This window comes from Paraclostridium bifermentans (assembly GCF_964259345.1).
GTDB classification, from domain to species: domain Bacteria; phylum Bacillota; class Clostridia; order Peptostreptococcales; family Peptostreptococcaceae; genus Paraclostridium; species Paraclostridium bifermentans_B.
The window spans coordinates 63,882-90,422 of sequence record NZ_CAXVJR010000005.1 but is presented as its reverse complement, the minus strand read 5'-3'; the positions used below and the strand labels follow the sequence as shown (position 1 = coordinate 90,422).

Here is a 26,541-nt window from a genome sequence, read left to right as displayed (position 1 = left end):
ATACAAAGTAATTATTTTATCCAAAAAATGGTATAAATAATATATATTATATTTAAGGAGGAGATGTTATGTTTTTAACTTGGATTATTATAGGGATAATACTATTAATAGTTGAAGCGAGTACAGTAAGTTTTGTATCTATATTCTTTGCTATTGGATGTTTTATAGCAAGTGTAGTTTCACTAGTTGTTCCATCAATTGGAACTCAGATAATAGTAATGTGCGTGTTCTCAGGAATAGGGGTTATATTTGGAAGAAAAGTACTTCAAAGATATTTTGAAGTAAATAAAGAAATTAAACCATCAACAATAAACGCATTAATAGGGAAAACAGGAATTGTAGTTAAAGAAATAACTAAAGATGAAGTAGGTCTTGTAAAAATAGAAGGTGAAACATGGAGTGCAGCTTCTAAAGACTTAAAACATATACCTAAAGATGTTAATGTAAAAATAGTAAATATAGATGGAGTAAAATTAATTGTAGAAAGAATATAAGGGAGGTAGATTTTAATATGTTTGCATCAATATTTTTTACAGTTTTAATAGTATTAGCTATAGTATTAGCTGTTTCTACTATTAAAATAGTAAAGCAATCAGAAGTAATTATAATAGAAAGATTAGGAAAGTATAGAACAACAGGAGAATCAGGACTTAATATAGTAGTTCCTATATTAGATAGAGTTGTAAAGAGAATAGATCTTAGAACTCAAGTTATAGATTCACCACCACAACCTGTAATAACTAAGGATAATGTTACAATGTCAATAGACACAGTAGTTTATTATCAAATAACAGATTCTTTTAAAGCTACTTATGAAATAGCTAACTTAGTTCAAGCTATAAGATACTTAACAACAACAACTTTAAGAGATGTTATAGGTACTATGGAATTAGATAGAACATTATCTTCAAGAGATGATGTAAACAATAAATTAAGAATTATACTTGATGAAGCTACTGATAAATGGGGCGTTAGAGTAGAAAGAGTTGAGATAAAAAATATAGATCTTCCAGCTGACATAAAAGAAGCTATGGAAAAACAAATGAGAGCAGAAAGAGAAAAACGTGCTACAATACTTACTGCAGAAGGTAAAAAACAAGCTGCTATAACAGAAGCACAAGGTCTTAAAGAGTCTCAAATATTAAAGGCAGAAGGAGAAAAGCAAACAGCTATACTTCATGCAGAGGCTCAAAGAGAAGCTCAAATAAGAAAAGCAGAAGGGGAAGCAGAAGCTATTAAAAAAGTGGCAGATGCGGAAGCTACAAGAGTTCAAATGGTATATGATGCACTTAAAAATGCTAATATCGATGAAGCTATGTTATCAGTTAAATATGTAGAAGCTTTAAATGAAATGGCTAAAGGAGATAATAAAGTATTTATACCTTATGAATCACAAGGATTACTTGGTAGCATAGGTGCAATAAAAGAATTAATTTCAGATAAAAAACAACATTAATATAAAAGAAGAGATTGCCTTTAAGGTAGTCTCTTTTTTGTTTGTTTATCACGAATTCATCAACAAATGTATATAATTCAATATAAATATTATTTAGGAGATGGTCGTTTTGACAAATAAGATGAAATTACTTCCATATAAAGTTAAAGATGTTAGTAGAGATAGTAAAATTACTCCATATGGTTATAAAATGATAAAAGCAGATAAATTTTCAAAAAAATGTGATGGAGGGCAAGGGGTTACGGTTGCTATTATAGATACAGGATGTGATATAAATCATAGTATGCTAAAAGAAAATATAGTTCATACAAGAAACTTTACAAAGGATGATAATTCAAATAAGAGTATAGTTACTGACTACGTTGGGCATGGAACTCACGTTTCAGGGATTGTTTTAAGTGTAGCCCCAAGTTGTAACTTAATGATATTAAAAGCATTAAATAGATATGGAGAAGGAGATTATCCATGGATAATTAATGCTGTTAATTATGCCATAAATCAAAAGGTAGATATTATAAGTATGTCATTAGGAGGATATACAGATGATGAAAATCTTCATAAGGCTATAAAAAAAGCTATAAATAATAATATACTAGTAGTTTGTGCTGCTGGAAATGATGGAGATAATAGCTCTAAAACAGATGAATATTCATATCCTGCATCATATAGTGAGGTTATTTCAGTAGGAGCTGTAGATTCAAATGCAAAGCCTGCATATTTTTCAAATAGTAATAATTTATTAGATATTATGGCTCCTGGGGTAGGAATACTATCTACTTATAAAGATAACTCTTATGCTATATTAGATGGAACTAGTATGGCTGCACCACATGTTAGTGGAGCCTTGGCACTTATAAAAGATTACTCTATAAAAGAATTTAAAAGAGAGCTTAGTGAAGCTGAAATATATGCACAACTTATAAAATACACTGTTGATTTAAATTATGATAAAAATATACAAGGAAACGGGCTTGTGTTTTTAGAATCACCTAAGATATCTAAAAATTTATTTAAGTAATAAACTATTAATTCACAGAAAAGGTTACAAATTTGTAACAAAAATGATATAATATTGATATCTGTAGACAAAAGAGCGGAAAAATCTGCAAAAAACACTAAAGAAGGAGGACTGTTATGATTAAATTTACAAAAGTTGATAAGGTTTATAAAGACGGACAAAAATCTTTATCTAACATAAATATAGGAATAAAACAGGGTGAATTTGTATTTTTAGTTGGGCACTCAGGTGCTGGAAAATCAACACTATTAAAACTCTTATTAAGAGAAGAAAAAGTATCATCAGGTAGATTAACAGTATTAGGTGAAGATATAAGTAAGATAAAAAATAAAAATATACATTTATTAAGAAGAAAACTAGGAGTTGTATTCCAAGATTTCAGACTATTAAAAGAGAAAACGGCATACGAAAATGTAGAACTTGCTATGAGAGTAGTTGGAGCAAATCCAAAGCAAATAAAACCAAGGGTACTAGAAGTTTTAGACAAGGTTGGACTAAAAGATAAAGCTAATAGATATCCAAGTCAATTATCTGGAGGAGAATGCCAAAGAGTTGCTATAGCAAGAGCTATAGTAAATAGACCATCTATTGTTATAGCAGATGAATGTACGGGAAATCTAGACTTTGAAAACTCTGTAGAAATAATGAAGATATTAAATAATATAAACAAAGAAGGCGCTACTGTAATAATGGCAACTCATGATGTAGAATTACTTAAACTAATGGATAAAAGAACTATAGAACTTAAAAATGGACAAGTAATAAAAGATACAAAAGGAGCACATCATGAAGATATTATCTAGTTTTTTATATAATTTAAAACAAGGCTTAAAAGGTCTATTAAGTAATAAAACAATGAGTTTTATATCTATAGGTTCAGTTAGCGCATCATTAATAATACTTGGAATAGTAATATCTATAGTGTTAAATACAAATGAGTTTATACAAAATACAAAGGATGAAGTGAACGAAATAAGAGCTTCTATACCAAGCAATTTAGTACAATCTGATAGAGATAATGTAGAAGATAAAATAAAAGAAATAGATGGCGTAAAAGAAGTAAGATATGAAAGTAAAGAATCGGCATTTAATGAAATGAAATCTAGTTGGGGAGATGATGCATATCTTTTAGACGGAATGAAAAACCCATTAGATGATTATTTTGTAATAACAATAAATGATTCAACTAATATATCAAAAATAGCAAATGAACTAAAAACTATAAATAATATAAATGAAGTTAACTATTATCAAGATATAATGAACAACTTCTTAACTTTATCTAACACTATAAAAAAAGTTGGTAGTATAGTGATAGGATGCTTATTTATTGTTTGCTTATTTATGATATCTAATACTATAAGAAGTAGAGTTTATAGTAAAAGAGAAGAAATCAAGATAATGAGATATGTAGGAGCTAGTAAAGGATTTATAAGAGCACCATTTTTAATAGAAGGATTTTCTATCGGTGTAATAGGAGCTATGATATCAGCTTTAATATCTGTGTTTATGTATAAATATGTATATGAGAACATGGGAGCTAGTTTGAATTTTGTAGCTTCAGGAAATATGTTAATACCTACTAAAGAAATAGCTATAATACTTACTAGCGTATTTATAATAATAGGAATTATAATAGGTATTGTAGGAAGTGCAATATCACTTAGAAAACATTTAAAAGTATAATTTTACGGGGGAAATTGAGTATGAAAAAAACAGCTTTAACTTTAGCGGCTCTTTTATGTTTAAATACAGGACTTGTTTATGCTGAGCCGAAAAAAGAAGAGTTAGATGAAAAACTTAAGCAAAATAGACAACAACAAAATGAATTAGGAGACCAAATAAAGTCTTTAGACTTAGAGGTTGAAAAACTAAATGTAGACATAGATAAAATAAATTCACAAATGGGAGAAGCTAATCAAAAGCTAGAAAGTTTAAAAAGTGAAATAAGTACTACTGAAGGTGAAATAGATAAAATAACAAAAGATATACAAGCAAATGAAGAAAAATTAGGAGAAAGACTAAAAGCAATAAACAATAACTATTCAATGAGTTATATAAAAGTTCTTTTAGATAGTGATTCTATATCAGACTTTTTCAACAATGTATATCTAGTAAAACAAGTTGTAGAGTATGATAAAGAAATAATAAAAACTTTAGATAATGACAAGAGTCAGTTAGATGCTAAAAAAGCAGAATTAGATAAGAAAAAAGAAGAAAGTCAACTTTTAGCAGATACATTAAAAAAAGATCAAGAATCAGTAGAAGCTAAGAAAAACGAAGTACAAGCAAAAAAAGATGAAGTTCAAAGTTTAAAGAATAAATTAGAACAAGAAGAAACAGATATTGAAGGTCAAATATCAGAGTTAGCTATGCAATCTGGAGAAGTAGAACCAGGAGCTGTTATAAGCAGTGGGTCTTGGCCAGTTCCAGGACATACTAGAATAAGTTCTCCTTATGGAAGTAGAGTACATCCAATACTAGGGACACAAAGTTTCCATAAAGGAATAGATATACCAGCACCAACTGGTACACCTATAGTTGCAGTAGATGATGGAACTGTAATTTTCTCAGGGGTTCAAAATGGTTATGGTAATGTAGTTATGATAAAGCATACAGATGGCAAAGTTTCATTAATGGGTCATAACTCACAAAATGTAGTTAGTGTTGGACAACAAGTTAAAAAAGGACAAGTTGTAGCTAAAATAGGATCAACAGGAAGATCAACAGGGCCACATACACACTTTGAAATAAGAATAAATGGACAACATGTAAATCCTATGCCGTATTTAAATTAGGATTTATAATATAAGGACTATCATTAGATAGTCCTTTTTTACGTTTAAGAAGATTAAGTTTATATTATTAAATAAAGTGAAGTTATTACTTAATTTAGAAATTCTTGATATAATATTTTTTTATTTGATATAATTATTTATATAATAGTGTGAAAGGAGTAACTTATGAATAACGAATATGTAGTTGTAGACTTAGAAACTACAGGTCTTGATCCTTATAAAGGTTGTGAGATTATAGAAATAGGTATTACTGAAATAAAAAATAGAGAAATCGTTAGGAATTACTCAAGATTAATAAAACCTAAAAGTATAATTCCTAAATTTATAACTGATATAACAAATATAAGCAATGACATGGTAGAAAATGAAAAGAGTTTAGAAGAAGTCTTACCTAAGTTTAGAGAATATATAGGACAAAAAACTATAATAGCTCATAATGCTAAATTTGATTTAAAGTTTCTAAATTATTATTTAAAAGAACTTGGACTAGAGCCAATTGAAAATCATATTTGTACCTTAGAGTTATTAAAACAAAACAAAGAATACAAAGGGAAAAATAAAAAATTAGAAACAGCGTGTGAATATTATAATATAGAGAATAAAAATGCACATAGAGCTGATAGTGATACTTTAGCAACGGCTAAACTGTTTCTTATACTTAACAAATAACAAAAGCTTTCACATTAATAAAAATTAGTGTGAAAGCTTTTGTTGTTTTAGTGTTTATTTGAAGTTCAAAATCATAGTATATATAAGTCATAAAAAATCATAGTTAGGAGTGACGTATATGGGGATTATGATAGAAGTATCATTAGGTGGTGATTATATACTATGAGTATAGTTACTAATGTAGATTTAAATATAATAAAACCTTTAAAATCAGAAGGAGTAAATTCTAAATTATACTTAGTTGAAGACATGCAGATGGGGAGAAACTTTATATTAAAAAAAATAAAAAAATCATCGTTTAAAAATACTGATAAATATTTTGAAGAACCTAAAAAAATTTGTAAAGCTAAACATCCAAATATAATAACTATAAATCATGTTTCATATGATGATGAAAATATATATATAACAATGCCGTATTATAAGAATGGATCACTTTATCATTTATTAGAAACAAAAGCATTAACTATAAGAGAAATAATTAACTATTCAATAGACTTTTTAAGTGCTATAGAACATTTACACAAAATAGGAATTGCACATTGTGATATAAAACCAAATAACATACTTATAAATAATGAAAATAAGGCAATCTTAACAGACTTTGGGTCAGCGGTATATTTAAATAGTAGGGGTGTAGGTAAATTAAGAAATGTATATTATAAGCATATAGCTCCAGAGCAGTGTAAAAGTACAACAATAACTAATAAAATTGATATATATCAAATAGGCACAACCTTATATAGAATGTGTAATGGAAATTTAGAGTATAATACTCAATTAAAAAAATATAAAGATATAAATATGGTGAAAGTGGCATCTGCATGTGGTAAATTTCCAAAACGAAATAAGTACTTGCCACATATACCAAAAGAGATGACAAAAATAATAGAAAAATGTATAAATTTAAACCCAGAAGATAGATATGATAGTGTTTCTGAAATAATTGAAGATATAAAAAATATAAATGAAAATTTAGATTGGAAATGTGAAATTAACTCTAAGAATTATTACTTTACTAGAAAAAATACTGATAATACCATGATTCAAATTATAGTGAATGAAGATGAAGGATATTGGAATGTAAAAACAGTTAAAGTAAATAAAGATACTAGAAAATATAATATATACAAAGGGTATTGTTGTGAATATCTTGAGAAAAAATCAGATGCATTAAAGGAAGTGAAAAAAATAATAGCCTTACTTTCATACCGATCAAAGTAAGGCTTTTAAAGGGGTAAAATATATTATAAAAAGGGGTTTATTAGGGAATATATTTTATTTGGGGAGTAAAAATTTTAGGTTATCAGGGGAATAACCTTATGTATATATAATAACAAGATTCGACAAATATGTCAACAAGATTCGACAAAAAACTTACAAAAAAATAAAATTTTTAAAAAGTATGAATGAAAAAATTTCCTGTGAGCAAACTATAACCATATTATGTTATAGGAGGAAAGTAATGAAATTTAAGAAAAAATTAATATTTATAATTTTAAATATAATATTAATAGGGAATTTATTTTTAACTGGAGCTGAAGCCTTAAATAATAATAGAAATATAATATATAAAAATATAAATATGAACTATTGCGATACTTTAAATATAAGAGTAGAAGATATAAATTTAAAAGATGAGTCAATATGTTTAGGTGAATATTACAATGGGATGGCTATAATTACATTAGAGGTTAAAAATAATGATGTAGTAGACATGGAACTATCTAATATAGATATAAATCCATATCAAAATGAAAGTCTTACAGAATGCTTTGTAACAACTGAATCAGGTGAAGTAACAGGAATGATCGGTAATTTACAAAGAGGAGAAAGTAAATATGTAAAAATTGGAGTAGCATTAGAAAACTTAAAAGATCCAGTAAAACTAGAATTTAAAAATATAGATCAATATCAAAACTATAAGTTTATTGAAAATATTGATATAAAATAAAAAGAAAAGCAAAATTGCTTTTCTTTTTTATGTATTACTCTGGTTGAGGAGCATCAACAGGACATACGCTGTTGCAAGTTCCGCAAGATATACATACATCCGCATCTATAACGTATTTGTCATCTCCAGCTGATATACAGCTAACTGGACATTCTGGTTCACAAGCTCCACAACTTATACAAGCATCGTTTATTTTATAAGCCATAATAATTACCTCCTAAAAACTTATTCAAAGTTATTATACCCAAAAAAAATGGATTTACACAAAAAAATTAAAAAATAATTTTAATAATTAATATATAAAGATAAAATAATATAAAATAAATATTACAAATGTGTAATAGTAATTTTTAGGTTTTGATTTATTTGACATAAAAAGGTATAATTACTCATATATTCAAAAAGGAGCGTAAAAAATGGGTTATTATGATGATGAAAAAAACAAGATAAGACGCAAAAAAGTTAGCTCTCATAATAAAAGTTCAAAGTCTCAAAAGACTTCAAAAAGAGTAGTAAAAAAGACTAGTAGTGAAAGTGATAAAAATAAAAACAATAATATAAGTAGAGGAACAAGAGCTAACAAAAGCAGGTCGAGAAAAAAGAGGAAAAATAAGAAAATTTTAGGTATAATAAAGAAATTATTAATATTTTTATTGATAGTATCATTTATAGTTGCTGTATCTGCTAATTTACTTGTTAATATGGCGTTAAAAGATACACCAAAGCTAACATACAATTATATGAAAGAAAAATCTATAAGTAGTGAATATGTTAGTATAGGAGAAATACCAGTAGACCTACAACATGCAGTTGTATCTATTGAAGATGAAAGATTTTTTGAACATAAAGGTGTAGATTATATGTCTTTAGCAAGATCAGTAGTTCATAATATATTTAGTAAAAGTACTCAAGGTGGAAGTACTTTAGAAATGCAAATTTCTAAAAACTTATTAACTAGCATGGATCAGACAGTAAAAAGAAAGATTAAAGATATGTATAATGCAAAACAAATGGATAAAAATATGAATAAAAGAGAGATACTAGAGCTTTACTTAAATAATATATACCTAGGTAGAGGAATATATGGAGTAGCAAAAGGTGCTCAAGTTTATTTTGATAAAGATGTTAGTGAATTAAACTTAGGAGAATGTGCATTACTTGCAGGAATAACAAATAATCCAGGTTTATACTCTAAAGATTACAATGCAGCAAAGAAAAGAAGAGATGTAATTCTTTACAAAATGGAGGAACTTGGATATATAACTAAAGATGAATATGAAAAAGTTAAAAAACAAGAAACTCCTATGAATATAAAATAAAAGAGGTGTAAGATGAGTATTTATAAGTTTAACTTTAATGAAAAAGAATATGAATTAACAAAAGATAATTGCAGTGGATTGATAAATGATGAAGAAAAACCTGTAAAAGGAATTGATTTAGAAGAAATATTAAATCTTTTAAGTCAAGGAAATGAAGTAGATTTTGACTTAGAATATTATCAGGAAGCTTGTCCGGAGTGTTTAAAAGGTGTAAAGGAAAAACAAAAATTCTTTGGCTTTTTAGAGTATCATTTTTATATATTTACTAAAGATGGAAAATATGTAATAAGTGATATAAGTAGTGACTATGAAGGGTTATCATTCAATAAATTAAGCAGAGCTAATAAAGTAGATGATAGTTACATTGTTAGTGTGATAATATGTGAAAACTGTAGTGACTATATAGTTCAAATTGAAAATTGTATAGTATAAAACTTTAAATAAAAAAGCTGCTAATATAGCAGCTTTTTTTACGCTTAAGGAATTGATCCTTAACGAATATCTATTGATATCTTATAGAGTATAGTTATATCAACGCTTTGCTGAAAGTAAAAAAAGGATATTTTTGAGCAACGGACGAAGTCGTTGGCGACATGAAGTGGTTCGCACACGTGGTGGCTCAAGCGAAGCGAATTTTTTATTTATATCAAAGAATTTATATATAAGTATTAAAAACTATGCTAACTTGAGCATTTATACTTAAATCTCCTGATGATAGATAAGGAGAACTAGAGTATGATACATTTCTTTGGGAAACAGAATATTGAGAAGAACTATTCTCATAAATATTTTCAGGTAAAGGTTTTAATTTTAAACCAAGATTTTTAGCAAGCAATGAACCTTTATTTAAAGCATCTTCAGTGGCTAATAAAAGAGCTTTATTGTAATAAGGTGATATATCAGATAGTGTAAATGAAATATCTACTTCACTATTTGCTCCATTTTCTACAGCTAAAGAGAACAAATCTCCTAAACTTTCAAGATTAGAAACTTCAACCTTTATAGTAGTTGTAATTTCATATGCTATAATTTCGTTTGTTGTATTATCATACATTCTTTTTATAGAAATATTATCTGCATTTACATTTTCTTTTGGAACTCCATAATCAGTCAAACTTATTATTATTGCATTTACAGTATTTGCATTATTAACTTGAGCAACTTGAACATCTTCATTAGATGTAGTAACTCCAACTGTAAGTATAGCTAAGTCAGCTTTAGCTTTAACAGTACCAACTCCATTTACTGATAGCTGACCCTTATCCCTTCCATTATTCATATTCATATACTGCATAAATTACCTCCTTATAATTACATTTAGTATAAATATACTAAGATGGAAGATAATTTATGAGTGTAGTATAATATATAACTATAGAAACTTTAAAATGTTAAATAAAAATTATAATTATAGATAGGAGGATAATATGCAACCATTAGCAGATAAATTACGACCGGAGAAAATAGAAGATATGGTCGGGCAATCACATATAATTGGAAAAGGAAAAATTATAAATAAACTTATAGAAAATAAAACTATTCCTAATATGATATTATATGGTCCTCCAGGAACAGGTAAAACAACACTGGCAAATATAATTGCAAATGTAACAGGGAAAAAATATATAAAACTAAATGCTGTAAATTGTGGGGTTAAAGAAATTACAGAGGCGATAAATGCTAGCAAAAGAGATTTATTCTCTTTTAATGGAATAATTTTAATGCTAGATGAGATTCAAGCTTTAAATAGGAAGCAACAACAGTCGTTACTTGAAGTTATAGAAGATGGATCAGTAACATTAATAGCAAGTACTGCTGATAACCCATATTTCGTAGTATATAAAGCTATTTTAAGCCGAAGTACAATTTTTGAATTTAAACCTATAGATAGTAATGATATTTTAAAAGGACTACATAGATCAATAAATAGATTAAAAGAAACTACAAGATACGAATCTATAAATGTAGAAGATAAAGCTTTAGAATATATAGCTAAAACTTGTAATGGAGATATGAGAAGCGCGCTTAATAAGCTTGAACTAGTATTTAATATAGGAATAGATATTGTTAATAACTGTGTAAATATAACTGTTGATAATGTTATGGATTCATCTACTATAAAGATGTTAAATTTTGATAGAGGTGGGGATGATGGATATTCTATATTATCTGCATTTCACAAGTCACTAAGGGGATCAGATGAAAATGCAGCAATACATTATTTAGCAAGACTTGTTAAAGCTGGAGATATACAAGGAATAACAAGAAGATTACTCTGTGTAGCAAGTGAAGATGTAGGGCTTGCTGTTCCTCAAGCAATCACTATAACAGAAGCTTGTGTAGCAGCAGCACTTCAACTAGGGTTTCCAGAAGCTAGATTACCTCTAGCACAAGCTACAATATATTTAGCTCAATGTCCAAAGTCAGATTCCGTAATTAGTGCAATAGATATGGCACTAGCTGATTTAGATACAGTAGAAACTGGAGATATACCTCTACATTTAAAAGATGCTCACTATTCAGGCGCAAAAAATTTAGGTAGAGGTGTAGAGTATAAATACCCTCATAACTATGAAAATCATTATGTAGATCAACAATATTTACCAGATCCTATAAAAGATAGAAAATACTATATTCCAAGAAATAATAAAAATGAAAAATCTTTTGAGCAGTACTGGAATAGTTTGAAAAATAATAAATAGATTTAATATAATAAGACCTATAAATAATTATTTATAGGTCTAAATAAGTTTAGATTGTTGGATTTAGAGATGCAATTTTAGTAACAGCAACATAGACTCTAGAGATTTCATACCAAGTTTTAAAGTCTACAATACCCGTTTGAGGTAAATTAAATATCTCTTGAAATTTTTTTACTGACTCTGAAGTAGCTTCATTATAAATACCATCTTCTTTAAGCTTTTGTATGGCAGGGTATGCATTAGCTATTGCATTTAATTGACTTTGTATTGTTCTGACGTCTTTTCCAGTAGAACCTATTTCTAAAGCAGCACCAGGGAAGGAGACTGGAACACCACTTACAACAGGAGCTTTTGCAAAAACTACATTTTCTCCATAGTAAAATCTTATTATCTCTTCATAGTTAAGTCCATCATCTCCTAAATCTTTACTACCCCATTGTGACATCTGACCAGGACATTGAGTTCTAACCCCATCACAATATTGAGAAAGTAAAGGTTGCCTAGCAGTAGGAGGTCTTTTCATATAAGTATCAAAAAACTCATCTACAATAACATTTATAGTATCAAATACATTTCTCTCATGGATGTATTTATGATCAAATGCTGTAGTTGAAGTTATAGTAAAATCATATCCTTTGCTTCTATACCATTCAGTAAAAACTCTATTTAAAGAGAAGGATATAATAGCTATAATATTAGCAATTATAGTGTCACGAGACCACGTGGAATATATTTCTGAAGAAGCTACATTTTTTATATAATCTTTAAAATATACCCAGTAATTAGGAGCACCTTTATCTTCAGGAAGACCATCATGAACAATAATAAATTCTGGTATAACTGGATTATCTAAAACAACAAACCCTGTAGGTGGAGGAATTGGCTTTAAATTACTCTCAGGTATTTTAGGTGGATAATCTCCCCATAAAGTATGCTCTCCTATATTTACAACTAATTCATTTTGACGAGAGTATAGGCGCTTACTTCTATTCTTAGGTGGCATCTTTACTCTTTGTAAAGCTGTACTAACGGATAAAATTTGAGTACCATTTACTATAGTAGTTTCATAACCATCTTTTATAACTTCTACACTATATTGACTGTAAGGTCTAACATTACTAGGCTCTTGAGAATAAATAAAATCAGGAGCCTCTAGTTGTAAGCCATAAATTATTCCCGATAAATCAGTTTTCAAATTTTGATAAACTAATACACTGCTTTGGTTATCAGGATTTATTGCGTAAACATTAACATTAGCATCAGCAATAGGATAATTATTTACTAGATTTACAACAGAAATATTTAAAAATCCAATTTCCATAAAACACTCCTTTCTAAATACTCTATAATTTTTCTATTACATATTATGAAACTAATTACAAATGTGATAATAAATTTAAAAGTAATAACTTTAAGTAACTTATTTCGTTTTAAAAAAGGGGATAAAGTCAAAAAGCGGAATTATTATATACATAATTTAAAATCGAAGAGGTGATTATTATAGAGTACGAAGTAATAGTCAAGTACAACTCAGACATAAAAAGATTAGAAGAAGAATTAGATGTTATTGTAGAGATATTAAATTCATCTTATGCAATTGTAATATCTTCAAGTGAAGAAGAATTGGATAGATTAATTGAATATCCTGAAGTTGAATATGTAGAAAAACCTTTTATATTACAAACACAAGACTCTCAGAGCTTTTCTAGTACAGGAATACATGCTTTTAAAAGCAAATATAAATTAACAGGAAAATCAACGCTATTAGGGATAATAGACTCAGGGATTGATCATACACTACCTATATTTAAAGATGAAAATGGAGATTCTAAAATACTTTATTATTGGGATCAGAGTGGAGCCGGTAATTCGCCAGAAGGCTTTAGTAAAGGAACTTTATATACACAAGATAATATAGATGAAGCACCTATTTATACTACTAGTTTACATGGCACTCATGTTGCTTCTATATCTGCAAGTATAGCTAATAAGGCAAATATAGTAGCTGTAAAAGTAGGCACTAGTACAACGGACACATTTTCTAAAAGTACAGAGTTTATGAGAGCTATAAAATTTATTTTAGATAAAGCTGTAGAATTAGATATGCCAATAGCTATAAACGTAAGCTATGGAACTAATGAAGGCTCTCATAGAGGCCAATCTCTATTTGAAGAATACATAGACGATATGACTATATTTTGGAAAAATAACATAGTGGTAGCTGCGGGAAATAATGCAATAAAAGGAAGTCATAAAAGAATTAAACTTGAGAATGGAGAAATTCAAGAAGCAGAGTTTGTAATAGGAGAGAATGAGAAGATAATAAATATAAATATATGGCCGAATTATGTAGATACATTTAGTGTATTTATAAAAGATCCATCTAATAGAAAAAGTCAAGCTATATCTAATGATACACCACGTATAAACAATAGACTAGGAACTACAATAGTTGATGGATTTTATTTTCCGGTTGCACCATACTCATTAGCTAGTAGAATAACAATACAGTTACGTTCCAATATTCAGATAACACCAGGGATATGGACTTTAGTATTTACACCAATTGATATCGTAGAAGGAAATATAGATATGTATTTACCAACATCTGAAGGAATTTCAGAAGATACAAAGTTTTTAGAACCAACTGAAATACTAACAGTTACAGTACCTGGTACAGCAAAAAAGGTAATAACGGTTGGTAGTTACAATTCAAGAACAGACGTAAGATCTCCATTTTCTGGAGAGGGAGATTTTGATACAGGAGTATATAAACCAGATTTATTAGCTCCAGGAGAAGATATAATATCTTTTTTACCAGGTGGAACTCTAGGGGCATTAACAGGAACAAGTATGGCAACGCCTCATGTTACGGGAGTATGCTCTCTTTTAATGGAGTGGGGTATAGTAAATGAAAATGACCCTTTTTTATACTCACAAAGAATAAGGGCTTTATTAAATAAAAGTGCTAGAAGAAGACCTGATATAGAATATCCAAACTCATCATATGGATATGGATTTTTAAATTTAGATAATATTAATTTAGAAGATTTAAATAGGAGTAAAAAAAAACTAAATTTAGAAATATTTAGGAAATTAGACAAAAGTGTACTCAAAGATATTGCAAATTCAATTTTAATATCTCATAATGAAAATTTTTTTGAGGAACTTGAAACTTTAGATATAATTTATAACTTAATAAAATTAAGTGAAACAAGATCATTAATGTTTTTTATAGCTCTTACTAAATCTAATATAGAAGCTATACTTGGGCTAAAATCTGTACAAATAATTGAAAATGTGGTAAGAATTGCGCCATTAGGAATTATAACAAGAGGTACAGAAAATGGTGTAGTAGCACAAGAAGATATAGGTATAAATTTTTTTAAAAACAACCCAAACCTATTACTAACAGGACAAGGAACAGTAATAGGGATAATAGATACTGGAATAGATTACTTACATGAAGATTTTATATATCCAGATGGAACGAGTAAAATACTTTATTTATGGGACCAAACTAAAGAAGGCACTTCTCCAAAAGGGTTCTTTTTAGGGACCGAATACACTAATGATGATATAAATGAAGCTATACGATCTAAGGATAATAGTTTATCTACTGATGAAGAAGGGCATGGGACTATGGTAAGTGGAATATGTGCAGGACTTGGGAATTTAAACAAATCTTATGAAGGAGTAGCGCCAGGTGCTGAACTTATAGTTGTAAAATTAGCAAAAGTAGAAGGCTATTATAACAACGCTATGTTAGTTGCAGCAATTCAGTACATTTATCAAAAATCATATGAATTGAAGCTAACTACAGTATTAAATATATCAATGGGAAGTACAGGTTTAGTAGGGTATGCAGACCGAGTAAATAGTAGACAAACTTATTTTTCTAATGGTACATGTATAGTTGCAGGTGCAGGAAACGAAGGAAATACTGAAATTCATACAACTGGAATTATACAAAGAGAAGGAGAATCTGTTGAGCTAGGAATACAAGTTGAAGAAGAAGAGGAAATTCTAAGAATTGAATTATGGCTTAGTAGACATGATAGAGTAAATCTAACTATAATAACTCCAAGTGGAGAGGAAAGTAAGGCTGTAGACTTATCTAACTATGATTTAGTAAATGGAATATTTGATCTAGAAAATACAACATATTCTATAAGATATTCATATCCTACTAGTTACTCAGGACAAGAACATACTATTATATATTTGAAAAATGTAAAAAGAGGTATATGGAAGATAGAGCTAGAAGGAGCATCTATAAGTGAAGGAAGATATAATGCTTATTTAGAAAATAGAGTATTTTTAAATAAGGGAACTAAATTTATTGAATCTAATCCCAACTATACAATAACCTACCCTGCAGTACAACAAGATTTAATAACTATAGGAACTTATAACTCTATAAATAGAAGTATATGGACATCATCATCTAGAGGACCTAGTATAATACAAAGATTAAAACCTGATGTAGTAGCACCTGGAGTTAATATAATTGCACCTTATCCTAATAATAAATATGCAACTATAACAGGAAGCTCTGCAGCTGGATCACATGGAGCCGGAGTTGTATCTTTATATTTTGAATATATAATAACTAAAGATACTTATCCTAACAAGGGATTTATTCAAATGATTAGAACCTTTATGCAAGGTGGAGCCAGTAGAATTGGGGAAGTAGATTATCCAAACAATGTAACTGGATATGGAATATTAAATTTAAGAGGTATGTTTGAACAATTAAAGTAGGAGGATGTGATGTGGAAAAAAAAGAAAAATCATATTATATGTTATATAGAGGTGATATAGAAAGTGCATTTGAAAATAATGGAATAGATAGATATGTAATACTAAATGATAAACTTGCATCTATATATGTAGACTTAGATTTTGATGAAAGTATACTTGATGATATAAAAGAAATTAACTGGTGGAGTATATCAGGAAATATGAGCTCTTTAATAGAGATAACCGATGACTTGAAAAATGGGGAAACTGCTACAGATGCAGCTGGAACTATATATATAGAAAATAATCCATATATTAATGTCACAGGAAAAGGTATATTAATAGCAGTTATAGATTCTGGAGTTAGCTATCTTCATAGAGATTTGATCAATAAAGATAATGAAAGTAAAATTATGTACCTTTGGGATCAAGAAAGTGATTTGGGAGAACCGCCAGAAGGTCTTAAGTTTGGAAGTGAATATACCAATGAAGATTTAAATGAAGCTATTAAAGAAAATAATGAAACATTAAGCATAGATGAAACAGGGACAGGGACTATGGTTTGTGGAATGTTAGTTGGAGAAGGTAATATAGTTAAAGAGTACCAAGGTATTGCAAAAGACGCTAAACTAGTAGTTGTAAAGTTAAGGGGATATGAAAATGTTTATTACAATGGCAAAATTAGCTATACAGAATCAGATTTTTTAGCAGCTATAACTTATGTAACAAGAATTGCAGAAGAACAAAATTTACCTATGATAATTAACATGACAGTAGGAACAAAATCAAATATAAGAATAGAGGCATCTATTATAGAATCATATAAAGATTTGCAAAAATCAGGTATGGTTTTAGTAAGTGGGGCAGGGAATGAAGGTAATACTGATATACATTATGGTAATAAGATTCTTATTGAAAATGAGTACCAAGATGTTATTATACAAAATGGAGACAATAAAAATTTAGATATAATTTTAAGTGGAACTGGTCCTGATAAAATAGGAATACAAATAATATCTCCGTCAGGAGATGTGAGTCAAATTGTAAAATATAGCCCAGATGACCCAATTTATAAAGGTAGATTTTATATTGAAGGAACGAATTATAAAATTGTTTATAGATACCCATGGTTAGAATCTGGAGAAGAAGCTTTAGAAATTGAGCTATTAGATATAAAGCCTGGAGTATGGACATTAAGACTACTTCCAGAGTTTATAATACATGGAAATTATGACTTGTATTTACCTAATAAAAATTTGATTTCAAAAGATACTAGATTCTTAGACCCTACATCTATTGGAACTATAACAGAGTTTGCATTGTCTAGAGATGTTATTACAATAGGAGCCTACAACGGAAAAACAAATAGCTTATGGATAGGATCTTCAAAAGGAGGGGTAACAGCTCATAGAGTAAATCCAGATTTGATAGCACCAGGAGTTGATATTATTTCTACATATAATGATGGGTTATATAACACAGCTACAGGGACTGGGGTAAGTAGTAGTATAGTAAGTGGTGCATTGGCACTTATTATGGAGTACTTGAAACAACAAAGTCAACTACCTAAACTATCATTGTTTACAGATGTATTAAGAACTTATTTAGTACAAGGTGCTATTAGAGATGAAATTTATGAATATCCAAATATATCTCAAGGATATGGAATTATGGATTTAAGAAATACATTTAGAGCTATAGCTAGAAACTTATAGATAAACAATAGAGGGTATATTAAATATTTAATATACCCTCTATTGTTTATGAAACTCTTTTATAAACGATAGGATCAACAAATCCAAATGTTATTTTATCATTTTTATAAAATACTTCACTTACATAAAGTATATCTTTTTCTATTTTTTCTTTAAGTATAAACTTAGTCACAGGTGTAAAATAACTTGTACTTTCACCTATAAATATACCATTAGATTCATTGTATATCATAGGTGTGAATTTTTCAGATTTAACTAAAGTATTATAATCCATTACAAGATTATTATTATCATTTCTGAAATCTTCCTTAGAAATTCCATTCGGCAACTCATAAGAAGTTAATACAACCCTATTTTCTTCATTTAAAGTAAATAAGAATAAATGCGGAAGTATATTATTAAAATTACCTTGTTTATAATAACTTTCTTCTATTACAAAATAACCATCAAAACTATTAGGTAAGTTTTTAATTTTGTTATTACATACACCGTTAATATGCTTTGCATAAGGGTGAGTTACTTCACCTAAACTAACTTGCTCTTTTATTTGGTCATCGTTATTAAATGTTCCACATAAATTTTTTACAAAAGTATCTAATACATTCATAATTAATCCTTCTTTCTTGAATTTAATAGTTAGTAATATTAGTTAGAATTATTAGATTTAATATATCGCTAAACAAAAATATTTACAAATAAAATAATTATAAAATTATAAATAAAATTTAACTATAAATTAAAACTAAATATAAATAATGAAGGATAATACGTGATATAAAAAGAATAAATAACTTATCTAAAACATATTATTTAACATTAAACTTAGATATCGGAGGATATTATGATTGAGAAGTTAAATGAATCATACATAAGTGAAATAATAAGTTATTTACAAAATCAAGAAGGATTTAATAATATTTTAGTAGGTGATATAAAAAGGTATGGTTTAGAAAACTATTTTTTTAATATATGGGCAAACATAGATAATAAAGGTAATATACGAGGGGTGTTAATTAAATATTTTGATTTATTAACTATTTATTCTGAAGATAATTATAATATAGAGGATTTTATAGAACATATAAATAAAATTCCTTACAGTAATATAAATGGAAAGGTAGATACATTAAAAGAAATAGAACAATATATATCATATAATAGAAAAAGAATAGTTAACTTTTGTATATTGAAAGACTGTAACTATTTAAATGAATATGATATAGATTACAACGTAAAAAAAATAAGAGTTGGGAAGCTAAACAAAATATTAAAGCTATACGAGGATATAGATGAATTTGAAACACCTACAATTCAAAGTATAAAAAATAATTTAAAAAGTGGAAGAGGTTATTATATAGAAAAAGATAGAAAAATAGTTTCTATGGCAAAGTCTACATCTGAATGTGATAACTATGCTATGGTAGTTGGGGTAGGAACACATCCTAAGTTTAGAAAAAAAGGGTATGCAACTAAATGTATGATTAAATTATGTCATAGCTTAATTAAAGATAAAAAGATACCGTGTCTTTTTTATGACAATGAAAAAGCAGGTAAAATTTATAAAAAAATAGGGTTTAAAGATGTTAATCAGTGGGTAATTTATTATAAATAACATTTTGAAAGAGTTGAAAATACTTAATTTTAACTCTTTTTTTAATTCCTACAAAAATACTATGAATTTAATGTTGACAAGATCACTAGGATATAATAAAATAATCTTGAAGATAAAACCTAGTAAGTTAGTCGGAAATACCTATTTGAAAAGAAGGTGTATAAAATGAAACTATCAACTAAAGGTAGATACGGACTAAAAGCGATGTTTGAGTTATCACTTACTCAAAAAAATGGACCAGTTCCATTAAGACAGATAGCTCAAAAACAAAATATATCAGAACAATACTTAGAACAAATATTTTCAGCTCTTAAAAAAGCTGGATTGATAAAAAGTGTAAGAGGTGCACAAGGTGGATATTTGTTAGTAAAAGAACCTAAGGATATAACTGTAGGAGATATACTAATAGTACTTGAAGGACCTGTTTCAATTTCAGATTGTGTTATAGACGAAGAGGTATGTCAAAATTCTGGAATATGTGTTACTAAGGTTGTTTGGGAAAGACTTAAAAAAGGTATAGAAGATGTTATAAATTCTATAACACTTCAAAATATGATAGATGATTACAATAAGAATAAAAATATAAATGACATAACAGAGTTAATAATAAAATAAATTTAGGAGATGAATGAAATGGAAAAAAGAAAGATATATATGGATTATTCAGCAACAACTCCTGTAAAACAAGAAGTAGTAGATGCTATGATGCCTTACTTTACTGAAACTTTTGGAAATGCATCAAGTTTCCACTCTTTCGGGAGAGATGCTAAAAATATATTAGATAAATCAAGAGCTACAGTTGCAGAACTTGTAAATGCAAAGCCAAATGAAATATACTTTACAGCTGGTGGAACAGAAAGTGATAACTGGGCAATAGAAGGTGTTGCTTTTGCAAACAAAGCAAAAGGAAATCACATAATAACTTCTAAAGTAGAACATCATGGAATACTTCATGTATGTGAGTACTTAGAAAAGCATCATGGATTTGAAGTAACATACTTAGATGTAGATGCTGACGGAAGAGTAGATGCAAAAGATGTTGAAAATGCAATAACAGACAAAACAATATTAATAAGTATAATGTTTGCTAACAACGAAGTAGGAACAATACAACCTATAAAAGAAATAGGAGAAATAGCTAAAAAGCATAATGTTATATTCCATACAGATGCTGTTCAAGCTGCAGGTAATGTGCCTATAGATGTTAAAGAATTAAATATAGACTTAATGAGTATGTCATCTCATAAAATATACGGACCTAAAGGTATAGGTGCTTTATACATAAGAACTGGAGTTAAATTACATACTTTTGTTCATGGTGGAGCACAAGAAAGAAGAAGAAGAGCAGGAACTGAAAATATACCTGGTATAGTAGGATATGCTAAAGCTTGTGAACTTGCAAAAGCTAACATGGGAGAGCATATAGAAAGATTAACAGCTTTAAGAACTAAATTAATAGATGGTATATTAGAAAGAATACCTCATACAAAAGTTAATGGAAGCTTAGAATATAGACTTCCAGGAAATGTAAACTTCTCATTTGAATTTATAGAAGGAGAAGGAATATTACTAATGTTAGATATGTTAGGTATAGCTGCATCAAGTGGATCAGCTTGTACTTCAGGATCATTAGATCCATCTCACGTACTTATGGCTATGGGATTACCACATGAAATAGCTCATGGTTCTTTAAGATTAAGTATAGGAGATTTCACAACAGAGGAAGATATCGATTTTATAATAGAGAATTTACCAAATATAATAGCAAGATTAAGAAGTATGTCACCATTATACAATAAGTTAGAGGTTAAATAAGGGAGGTAAGTAAAATGCAATATAGTGAAAAAGTTATGGACCATTTCATGAATCCAAGAAATGTTGGAGAGATAGAAAACGCAAGTGGAGTAGGAGAAGTTGGAAACGTTAAGTGTGGAGATATAATGAGAATATATCTTGATATAAATAATGATACTAAGGTTATAAATGACGTTAAGTTTATGACTTTCGGATGTGGATCAGCTATAGCAAGTTCATCTATGGCAACTGAATTAATAAAAGGAAAAACTATAGAGGAAGCTTTAGAAATAACTAACAAAGCTGTTGCTGAAGCATTAGATGGTTTACCACCAGTAAAAATGCACTGTTCAGTGTTAGCAGAGCAAGCTATAAAAGCTGCTTTAATAGACTACTCTAAAAAGAACAATATACACATAGCTGCACTTGATGGTGTAGTTATAGAAGATGATCATGATCATCATCATGATATCGAAGAAGAAGAATAAGTTTAAATTTTATATAAATAAGAAAAAAGGGATTATCTATTAATAGATAATTCCTTTTTTTATTTATATAATCATAGATTAAGAATATATTGATTGATGAAAATAATAAACAATGCTACAATGACATTACAGGTGTAAAGACACATAAAATAGATAGGAAGTGATATAAAAATGGTTAAAAATTTAGTAGATGAAATAAAGAAATTAAAAAAAGAAAAAAATGCAATAATATTAGCGCATTATTATCAACCACCAGAAATACAGGATATAGCTGATGTTATAGGAGATTCCTACTATTTAAGTGAGGTGGCAAGAGATAGAAAAGAAAAAGTTATAGTAATATGTGGAGTTAGATTTATGGCAGAAAGTGCTAAGATTTTATCTCCAGAAAAAATAGTATTAATGCCAGCACCAGATTCAGGATGTGCAATGGCAGATATGGCATGCGAAAAAGAAATAATAAAGTTAAAAGAAAAATACAAAGATGCATATACAGTATGTTACATAAATACAACTGCAAAAGTAAAATCTCATTGTGATGTAGCAGTTACATCATCAAGTGCTTTAAGTATTTTAGAAAATGTAGAAAATAAACAAATAATATTTTTACCAGATAAAAACTTAGGAGGCTATATAGCAGAGCATTTACCAGATAAAAAATTTATATTTTGGGATGGATACTGCAAATATCATAACGATATAAAGGTTGAAGATATAATAAATCTAAAGAATGAACATAAAGATGCAAAAGTGTTAGTACATCCAGAGTGTACGAAAGAGGTAAGAGAATTAGGGGATTACATAGGTAGTACAAGTCAAATAATAGAATTTGCAACACAAAGTGATACTAATGATTTTATAATAGCGACAGAAGAAGGAATATTACATGAGTTATCAAAGAAAAATCCTCAAAAAAGATTCTTCATACCTGGAGGAAGTATATGCTGTAAGGATATGAAAAAAACAAATTTAGAAAACTTATATGATACCCTATTAAATATGAAAAATGAAGTAACACTAGATAATGAAATATCTAAAAGTGCATTAAGATGCTTAGAGAATATGCATTCTTTGGCAAAATAATAAATGAATAAAGTAGTAGATGTATTAATTGTAGGTTCAGGGGTATCAGGTATTTATAGTAGCTTAAATTTAAGTAAAGATTTAAATGTATTATTAGTAACAAAATCTAAGTTAGAAGATACAAATACATATTTAGCTCAAGGGGGTATATCAACAGCAATAAATAAAGATGATATAGAATTATTCATAAAAGATACGTTAAAAGCAGGCAAATATAAAAATAATATAAAAGCAGTTCAAGTTTTAGCAGACGAGTCTATAAAGGACATACAAGAATTATTAAATCTAGGGGTAGATTTTGACAGAGATAATGGAAAGTTAGTTTATACAAAAGAAGGAGCACACAGTATCAATAGAATAGTACATACTAAAGATAATACTGGAGAGAGTGTTCAAAATTCGCTTATTAAAGAATTAAAGAAAAGAAAAAATATAACCATTTATGAAGATACATATTTTACTGATTTAATAAGTTGTAATAATGAATGTAAGGGTGCAATTCTTGTAAAGAACAATAATCAAATAAATGTATATGCTAAAGCTGTTATATTAGCAACTGGAGGAATAGGTGGAATATTTAAGAATTCTACAAACCAAAGAATATTAAATGGAGATTCCATAGCTATTTCTGCAAAGCATAATATAAAACTAAAAGATCTAAACTATATACAAATACATCCAACAGCTTTTTATGAAGAGAATCAAAATGAAAAAAGATTATTAATATCAGAAGCAGTAAGAGGAGAAGGTGGTAGGTTATTAGATTTAAATGGTAAAAGGTTTGTGAATGAATTATTACCAAGAGATGTAGTATCAAAGGCAATACAAGATCAAATGAAAAAAACGAATTTACCTTATGTAAACTTAGATATAACTTTTATGGAAAAGGAGTATATAATAAATAGGTTTCCATATATATATAAAGAATGTTTAAAAAGAGGAATAGACATTACTAAAGAGTATATAAGAGTTTCACCAGCACAACATTACTTTATGGGGGGAATTGAAGTTGATTTAAACTCAAAAACTTCAATGAAAAATTTATATGCAGTAGGTGAAACTAGCTGTACAGGAGTTCATGGAGCAAATAGACTAGCAAGCAATTCTTTATTAGAGGGATTAGTATTTTCTAGAAGATGTGCAAATAGTATAAATAATGATATTTGCAATATAAATATAAAATTAATAGATACTTATAAGATAAAAGAAGATATTAATAAACTAATGAATCGAAATAAAGAAATAGCTATAAAGATAATAAAACAAAAGTGTGGGGAAGAATATGATGAATTATTTGATTATAGATAATATAATAAAAAATGCTTTAATAGAAGACATACCAAATGAGGACATTAGTACTAATTGTATTATAGATGAAAAGAGTTTATCTACAATAGATTTGATATGTAAGGAAGATGGTATAATAGCTGGACTTGATGTATTTAAAAGAGTGTTTGAAATAATAGGTGATATCGATGTAACACTATATAAAAAGGACGGGGATAGCGTTTACAAGAAAGAAAAAATAGCATATTTAAAGGGAAGTACCAGAAAAATATTATTAGGTGAAAGAGTAGCTCTTAATTTAATACAAAGAATGAGTGGAATAGCAACTTTAACTAACTTATTTATAAAAGAATTAGAAGGAAGTAATACAAGGTTATTAGATACAAGAAAAACTACACCTAATTTAAGGATATTAGAAAAGTATGCAGTAAAAATAGGTGGAGGAAGCAATCATAGATTTAACTTGTCTGATGGAGTTATGTTAAAAGATAACCATATAAGTGCATGTGGAGGAATAAAAAAAGCTGTAGAGATTGCTAGAAAAAATACTTCTTTTGTAAGAAAAATTGAAGTTGAAACTGAAAGTTTAGAAATGGTAAAGCAAGCTATAGAAGCTAAAGTTGATATAATAATGCTTGATAATATGGATCTAGAAACAGCTAAAGAAGCCGTTAGAATTATAAATAAAAGATCTATAACTGAGTTTTCTGGGAATGTAAGTTTAGAAAATATAAAAAAAATAGGAGAAATAGGAGTTGATTATATTTCGGTGGGGATGTTGACACATTCTTTTAAAGTTTTAGATTTAAGCATGAAGAATTTAACTCCAATAAAAAGAGCCTAATTAGGTTCTTTTTTTACGCTTAAGGAATGTATGCTTAACGAATATGTGTTGATAACTTATAGAGTATAGTTATATCAATACTTTGCTGAAAGGAAAAAAGACATTTTTGAGCAACGGACGAAGTCGTTGGCGACAGGAGCGAAGAGACTTTTTATTTTATATTTAAATATAGTATATAAGTATCAAAGTTGTAATTATGCAAAATGATTTAAAGATGATAATATTATAGTAATAAAAATGCATTTTAGGGAGTGTTTATTATGGAAATATTAGTTTTAATTATATTTATTATATGTATGAGTATTATTAGTAATAGATATAACAAGTGTAAAAAAATAGATGAAAAAACATATGAAAAAGTTGATATTAAAATGGATAGCATTAATTATAACAATGATGACAATATATGGCTTAACAATTTCCAATTTAATGATTATTATAATAATGATGATTGTAACTGTAATTGTGATGATTATAGCAGTGATTTTGGAAGTGATTGTTGTGGAGATATGGGGATGGATTCAAGTTTCGACTGTAGTTGTGGTTGTGATTAAAAAAGAAGCGAAAGCTTCTTTTTTTTTGATAGATAATACAGTTTCCTAATCGAAATATATATTGATAATAATTTATTTAAAAATGAAACTAAATGGAACGTTATTTCGTCTAATAATATGTAGGGGTATTTTAATTGTAAGAAAATCTTAAGAATTTTCTTAAGATTTTCTTAAGATTTATAGATTATCATTTAGTTAAATAAAAGTTATATCGGAAATTAAAAAGATGGGAGACTGTAGGAATATGAAGATAAGAAATTATGATGTTTTTAAAATTAAAAGATGGAATATACATCTTATTCTACATTTTGCAATGCTACTTATATTTTTCTTTATGACACAATTAGGAGCTATTTTAATTGGATTTACATATTTAGATGGGGATGTAAACTTACAAGTTACAATATTGGTAATAGCTAACTTTATATTTTACAAAGTAATCACGGGACTAGACCTATTATAAGTACATAAATAGGAGGACTGCCTCAAGGTATTTATATTTATA

27 protein-coding genes are annotated in these 26,541 nt (G+C 28.0%); 23 read left to right on the top strand and 4 right to left on the bottom strand.

Annotated features, from left to right (window positions below; all coding sequences use genetic code 11):
- Positions 1 to 68 precede the first annotated feature (68 nt).
- The 9 genes from ACEXNK_RS10885 (at position 69) to ACEXNK_RS10845 (ending at position 7,895) form a co-directional block, all read left to right on the top strand.
- Positions 69 to 494, top strand: a complete 426-nt coding sequence (locus tag ACEXNK_RS10885) for an NfeD family protein (protein ID WP_373598565.1) — start codon at positions 69 to 71, stop codon at positions 492 to 494.
- 17 nt (positions 495 to 511) lie between these two features.
- Positions 512 to 1,456, top strand: a complete 945-nt coding sequence (locus ACEXNK_RS10880; protein WP_373598564.1) for an SPFH domain-containing protein — start codon at positions 512 to 514, stop codon at positions 1,454 to 1,456.
- A 100-nt stretch (positions 1,457 to 1,556) separates the two neighbouring features.
- Positions 1,557 to 2,474 (top strand): S8 family peptidase, encoded by a 918-nt coding sequence (locus tag ACEXNK_RS10875; RefSeq protein WP_373598563.1) that lies wholly within the window; start codon positions 1,557 to 1,559, stop codon positions 2,472 to 2,474.
- A 116-nt stretch (positions 2,475 to 2,590) separates the two neighbouring features.
- Positions 2,591 to 3,277 carry a cell division ATP-binding protein FtsE gene (gene ftsE, locus ACEXNK_RS10870; RefSeq protein ID WP_373598562.1) on the top strand — a complete coding sequence of 229 codons (687 nt, stop codon included), beginning with the start codon at positions 2,591 to 2,593 and terminating at the stop codon, positions 3,275 to 3,277.
- Positions 3,261 to 4,160, top strand: coding sequence for a permease-like cell division protein FtsX (gene ftsX / locus ACEXNK_RS10865; RefSeq protein WP_373598561.1), 900 nt, complete (start codon positions 3,261 to 3,263; stop codon positions 4,158 to 4,160). The genes ftsE and ftsX overlap by 17 nt, the downstream gene beginning before the upstream one ends.
- 20 nt (positions 4,161 to 4,180) lie before the next feature.
- Positions 4,181 to 5,272, top strand: a complete 1,092-nt coding sequence (locus ACEXNK_RS10860; protein ID WP_373598560.1) for a murein hydrolase activator EnvC family protein — start codon at positions 4,181 to 4,183, stop codon at positions 5,270 to 5,272.
- A 165-nt stretch (positions 5,273 to 5,437) separates the two neighbouring features.
- Positions 5,438 to 5,941 carry a 3'-5' exonuclease gene (locus ACEXNK_RS10855; protein WP_373598559.1) on the top strand — a complete coding sequence of 168 codons (504 nt, stop codon included), beginning with the start codon at positions 5,438 to 5,440 and terminating at the stop codon, positions 5,939 to 5,941.
- 162 nt (positions 5,942 to 6,103) lie between these two features.
- Complete coding sequence (locus tag ACEXNK_RS10850; protein WP_373598558.1) at positions 6,104 to 7,165, top strand: serine/threonine-protein kinase; 1,062 nt, start codon at positions 6,104 to 6,106, stop codon at positions 7,163 to 7,165.
- Positions 7,166 to 7,406: 241 nt separating this feature from the next.
- Complete coding sequence (locus tag ACEXNK_RS10845; RefSeq protein WP_373598557.1) at positions 7,407 to 7,895, top strand: hypothetical protein; 489 nt, start codon at positions 7,407 to 7,409, stop codon at positions 7,893 to 7,895.
- Positions 7,896 to 7,929: 34 nt separating this feature from the next.
- On the opposite strand, the gene ACEXNK_RS10840 is transcribed toward ACEXNK_RS10845, so the two are convergent.
- The gene (locus tag ACEXNK_RS10840; RefSeq protein ID WP_373598556.1) at positions 7,930 to 8,100 is read right to left on the bottom strand and encodes a 4Fe-4S binding protein; all 171 of its coding nucleotides are present in this window, start codon (positions 8,098 to 8,100) and stop codon (positions 7,930 to 7,932) included.
- Between the two features lie 211 nt (positions 8,101 to 8,311).
- Here ACEXNK_RS10840 and ACEXNK_RS10835 point away from each other — a divergent pair, with 211 nt between their 5' ends.
- Together ACEXNK_RS10835 and ACEXNK_RS10830 are read left to right on the top strand one after the other, a co-directional pair.
- Positions 8,312 to 9,214 carry a transglycosylase domain-containing protein gene (locus ACEXNK_RS10835; RefSeq protein WP_373598555.1) on the top strand — a complete coding sequence of 301 codons (903 nt, stop codon included), beginning with the start codon at positions 8,312 to 8,314 and terminating at the stop codon, positions 9,212 to 9,214.
- A 12-nt stretch (positions 9,215 to 9,226) separates the two neighbouring features.
- The gene (locus ACEXNK_RS10830; protein ID WP_373598554.1) at positions 9,227 to 9,646 is read left to right on the top strand and encodes a DUF3785 domain-containing protein; all 420 of its coding nucleotides are present in this window, start codon (positions 9,227 to 9,229) and stop codon (positions 9,644 to 9,646) included.
- A gap of 223 nt (positions 9,647 to 9,869) precedes the next feature.
- Here ACEXNK_RS10830 and ACEXNK_RS10825 read toward each other — a convergent pair whose 3' ends face one another.
- Positions 9,870 to 10,508: an SIMPL domain-containing protein gene (locus tag ACEXNK_RS10825; RefSeq protein WP_373598553.1), complete on the bottom strand. Its 639-nt coding sequence runs from the start codon at positions 10,506 to 10,508 to the stop codon at positions 9,870 to 9,872.
- Positions 10,509 to 10,641: 133 nt separating this feature from the next.
- On the opposite strand from ACEXNK_RS10825, the gene ACEXNK_RS10820 reads away from it, so the two are divergent.
- Complete coding sequence (locus ACEXNK_RS10820; RefSeq protein ID WP_373598552.1) at positions 10,642 to 11,916, top strand: replication-associated recombination protein A; 1,275 nt, start codon at positions 10,642 to 10,644, stop codon at positions 11,914 to 11,916.
- 49 nt (positions 11,917 to 11,965) lie between these two features.
- On the opposite strand, the gene ACEXNK_RS10815 is transcribed toward ACEXNK_RS10820, so the two are convergent.
- The gene (locus ACEXNK_RS10815; protein WP_373598551.1) at positions 11,966 to 13,237 is read right to left on the bottom strand and encodes a peptidoglycan-binding domain-containing protein; all 1,272 of its coding nucleotides are present in this window, start codon (positions 13,235 to 13,237) and stop codon (positions 11,966 to 11,968) included.
- Between the two features lie 170 nt (positions 13,238 to 13,407).
- Here ACEXNK_RS10815 and cspBA point away from each other — a divergent pair, with 170 nt between their 5' ends.
- Positions 13,408 to 16,680 carry a bifunctional germination protease/germinant receptor pseudoprotease CspBA gene (gene cspBA / locus ACEXNK_RS10810; protein WP_373598550.1) on the top strand — a complete coding sequence of 1,091 codons (3,273 nt, stop codon included), beginning with the start codon at positions 13,408 to 13,410 and terminating at the stop codon, positions 16,678 to 16,680.
- Positions 16,681 to 16,691: 11 nt separating this feature from the next.
- Complete coding sequence (gene cspC, locus ACEXNK_RS10805; RefSeq protein WP_373598549.1) at positions 16,692 to 18,374, top strand: bile acid germinant receptor pseudoprotease CspC; 1,683 nt, start codon at positions 16,692 to 16,694, stop codon at positions 18,372 to 18,374.
- A 46-nt stretch (positions 18,375 to 18,420) separates the two neighbouring features.
- On the opposite strand, the gene ACEXNK_RS10800 is transcribed toward cspC, so the two are convergent.
- Positions 18,421 to 18,981 carry a hypothetical protein gene (locus ACEXNK_RS10800; RefSeq protein WP_373598548.1) on the bottom strand — a complete coding sequence of 187 codons (561 nt, stop codon included), beginning with the start codon at positions 18,979 to 18,981 and terminating at the stop codon, positions 18,421 to 18,423.
- A gap of 234 nt (positions 18,982 to 19,215) precedes the next feature.
- On the opposite strand from ACEXNK_RS10800, the gene ACEXNK_RS10795 reads away from it, so the two are divergent.
- The 9 genes from ACEXNK_RS10795 to ACEXNK_RS10755 all read left to right on the top strand — a co-directional run bounded on the left by ACEXNK_RS10795 (position 19,216) and on the right by ACEXNK_RS10755 (position 26,499).
- Positions 19,216 to 19,986, top strand: coding sequence for a GNAT family N-acetyltransferase (locus ACEXNK_RS10795; protein ID WP_373598547.1), 771 nt, complete (start codon positions 19,216 to 19,218; stop codon positions 19,984 to 19,986).
- A gap of 165 nt (positions 19,987 to 20,151) precedes the next feature.
- Positions 20,152 to 20,601 carry an RrF2 family transcriptional regulator gene (locus ACEXNK_RS10790; protein ID WP_373598546.1) on the top strand — a complete coding sequence of 150 codons (450 nt, stop codon included), beginning with the start codon at positions 20,152 to 20,154 and terminating at the stop codon, positions 20,599 to 20,601.
- Between the two features lie 18 nt (positions 20,602 to 20,619).
- The gene (gene nifS, locus ACEXNK_RS10785; protein WP_373598545.1) at positions 20,620 to 21,801 is read left to right on the top strand and encodes a cysteine desulfurase NifS; all 1,182 of its coding nucleotides are present in this window, start codon (positions 20,620 to 20,622) and stop codon (positions 21,799 to 21,801) included.
- A gap of 14 nt (positions 21,802 to 21,815) precedes the next feature.
- Complete coding sequence (nifU, locus tag ACEXNK_RS10780; protein ID WP_373598544.1) at positions 21,816 to 22,268, top strand: Fe-S cluster assembly scaffold protein NifU; 453 nt, start codon at positions 21,816 to 21,818, stop codon at positions 22,266 to 22,268.
- 171 nt (positions 22,269 to 22,439) lie between these two features.
- Positions 22,440 to 23,351, top strand: coding sequence for a quinolinate synthase NadA (gene nadA, locus ACEXNK_RS10775; protein ID WP_373598543.1), 912 nt, complete (start codon positions 22,440 to 22,442; stop codon positions 23,349 to 23,351).
- Between the two features lie 3 nt (positions 23,352 to 23,354).
- Positions 23,355 to 24,659: an L-aspartate oxidase gene (locus ACEXNK_RS10770; RefSeq protein ID WP_373598542.1), complete on the top strand. Its 1,305-nt coding sequence runs from the start codon at positions 23,355 to 23,357 to the stop codon at positions 24,657 to 24,659.
- Complete coding sequence (nadC, locus tag ACEXNK_RS10765; protein ID WP_373598541.1) at positions 24,637 to 25,482, top strand: carboxylating nicotinate-nucleotide diphosphorylase; 846 nt, start codon at positions 24,637 to 24,639, stop codon at positions 25,480 to 25,482. The genes ACEXNK_RS10770 and nadC overlap by 23 nt, the downstream gene beginning before the upstream one ends.
- A 260-nt stretch (positions 25,483 to 25,742) precedes the next feature.
- On the top strand, positions 25,743 to 26,036 hold the full coding sequence (locus ACEXNK_RS10760; protein ID WP_373598540.1) for a hypothetical protein: 294 nt from the start codon (positions 25,743 to 25,745) through the stop codon (positions 26,034 to 26,036).
- A gap of 244 nt (positions 26,037 to 26,280) precedes the next feature.
- Positions 26,281 to 26,499, top strand: coding sequence for a hypothetical protein (locus tag ACEXNK_RS10755; protein ID WP_373598539.1), 219 nt, complete (start codon positions 26,281 to 26,283; stop codon positions 26,497 to 26,499).
- Positions 26,500 to 26,541: the final 42 nt, after the last annotated feature.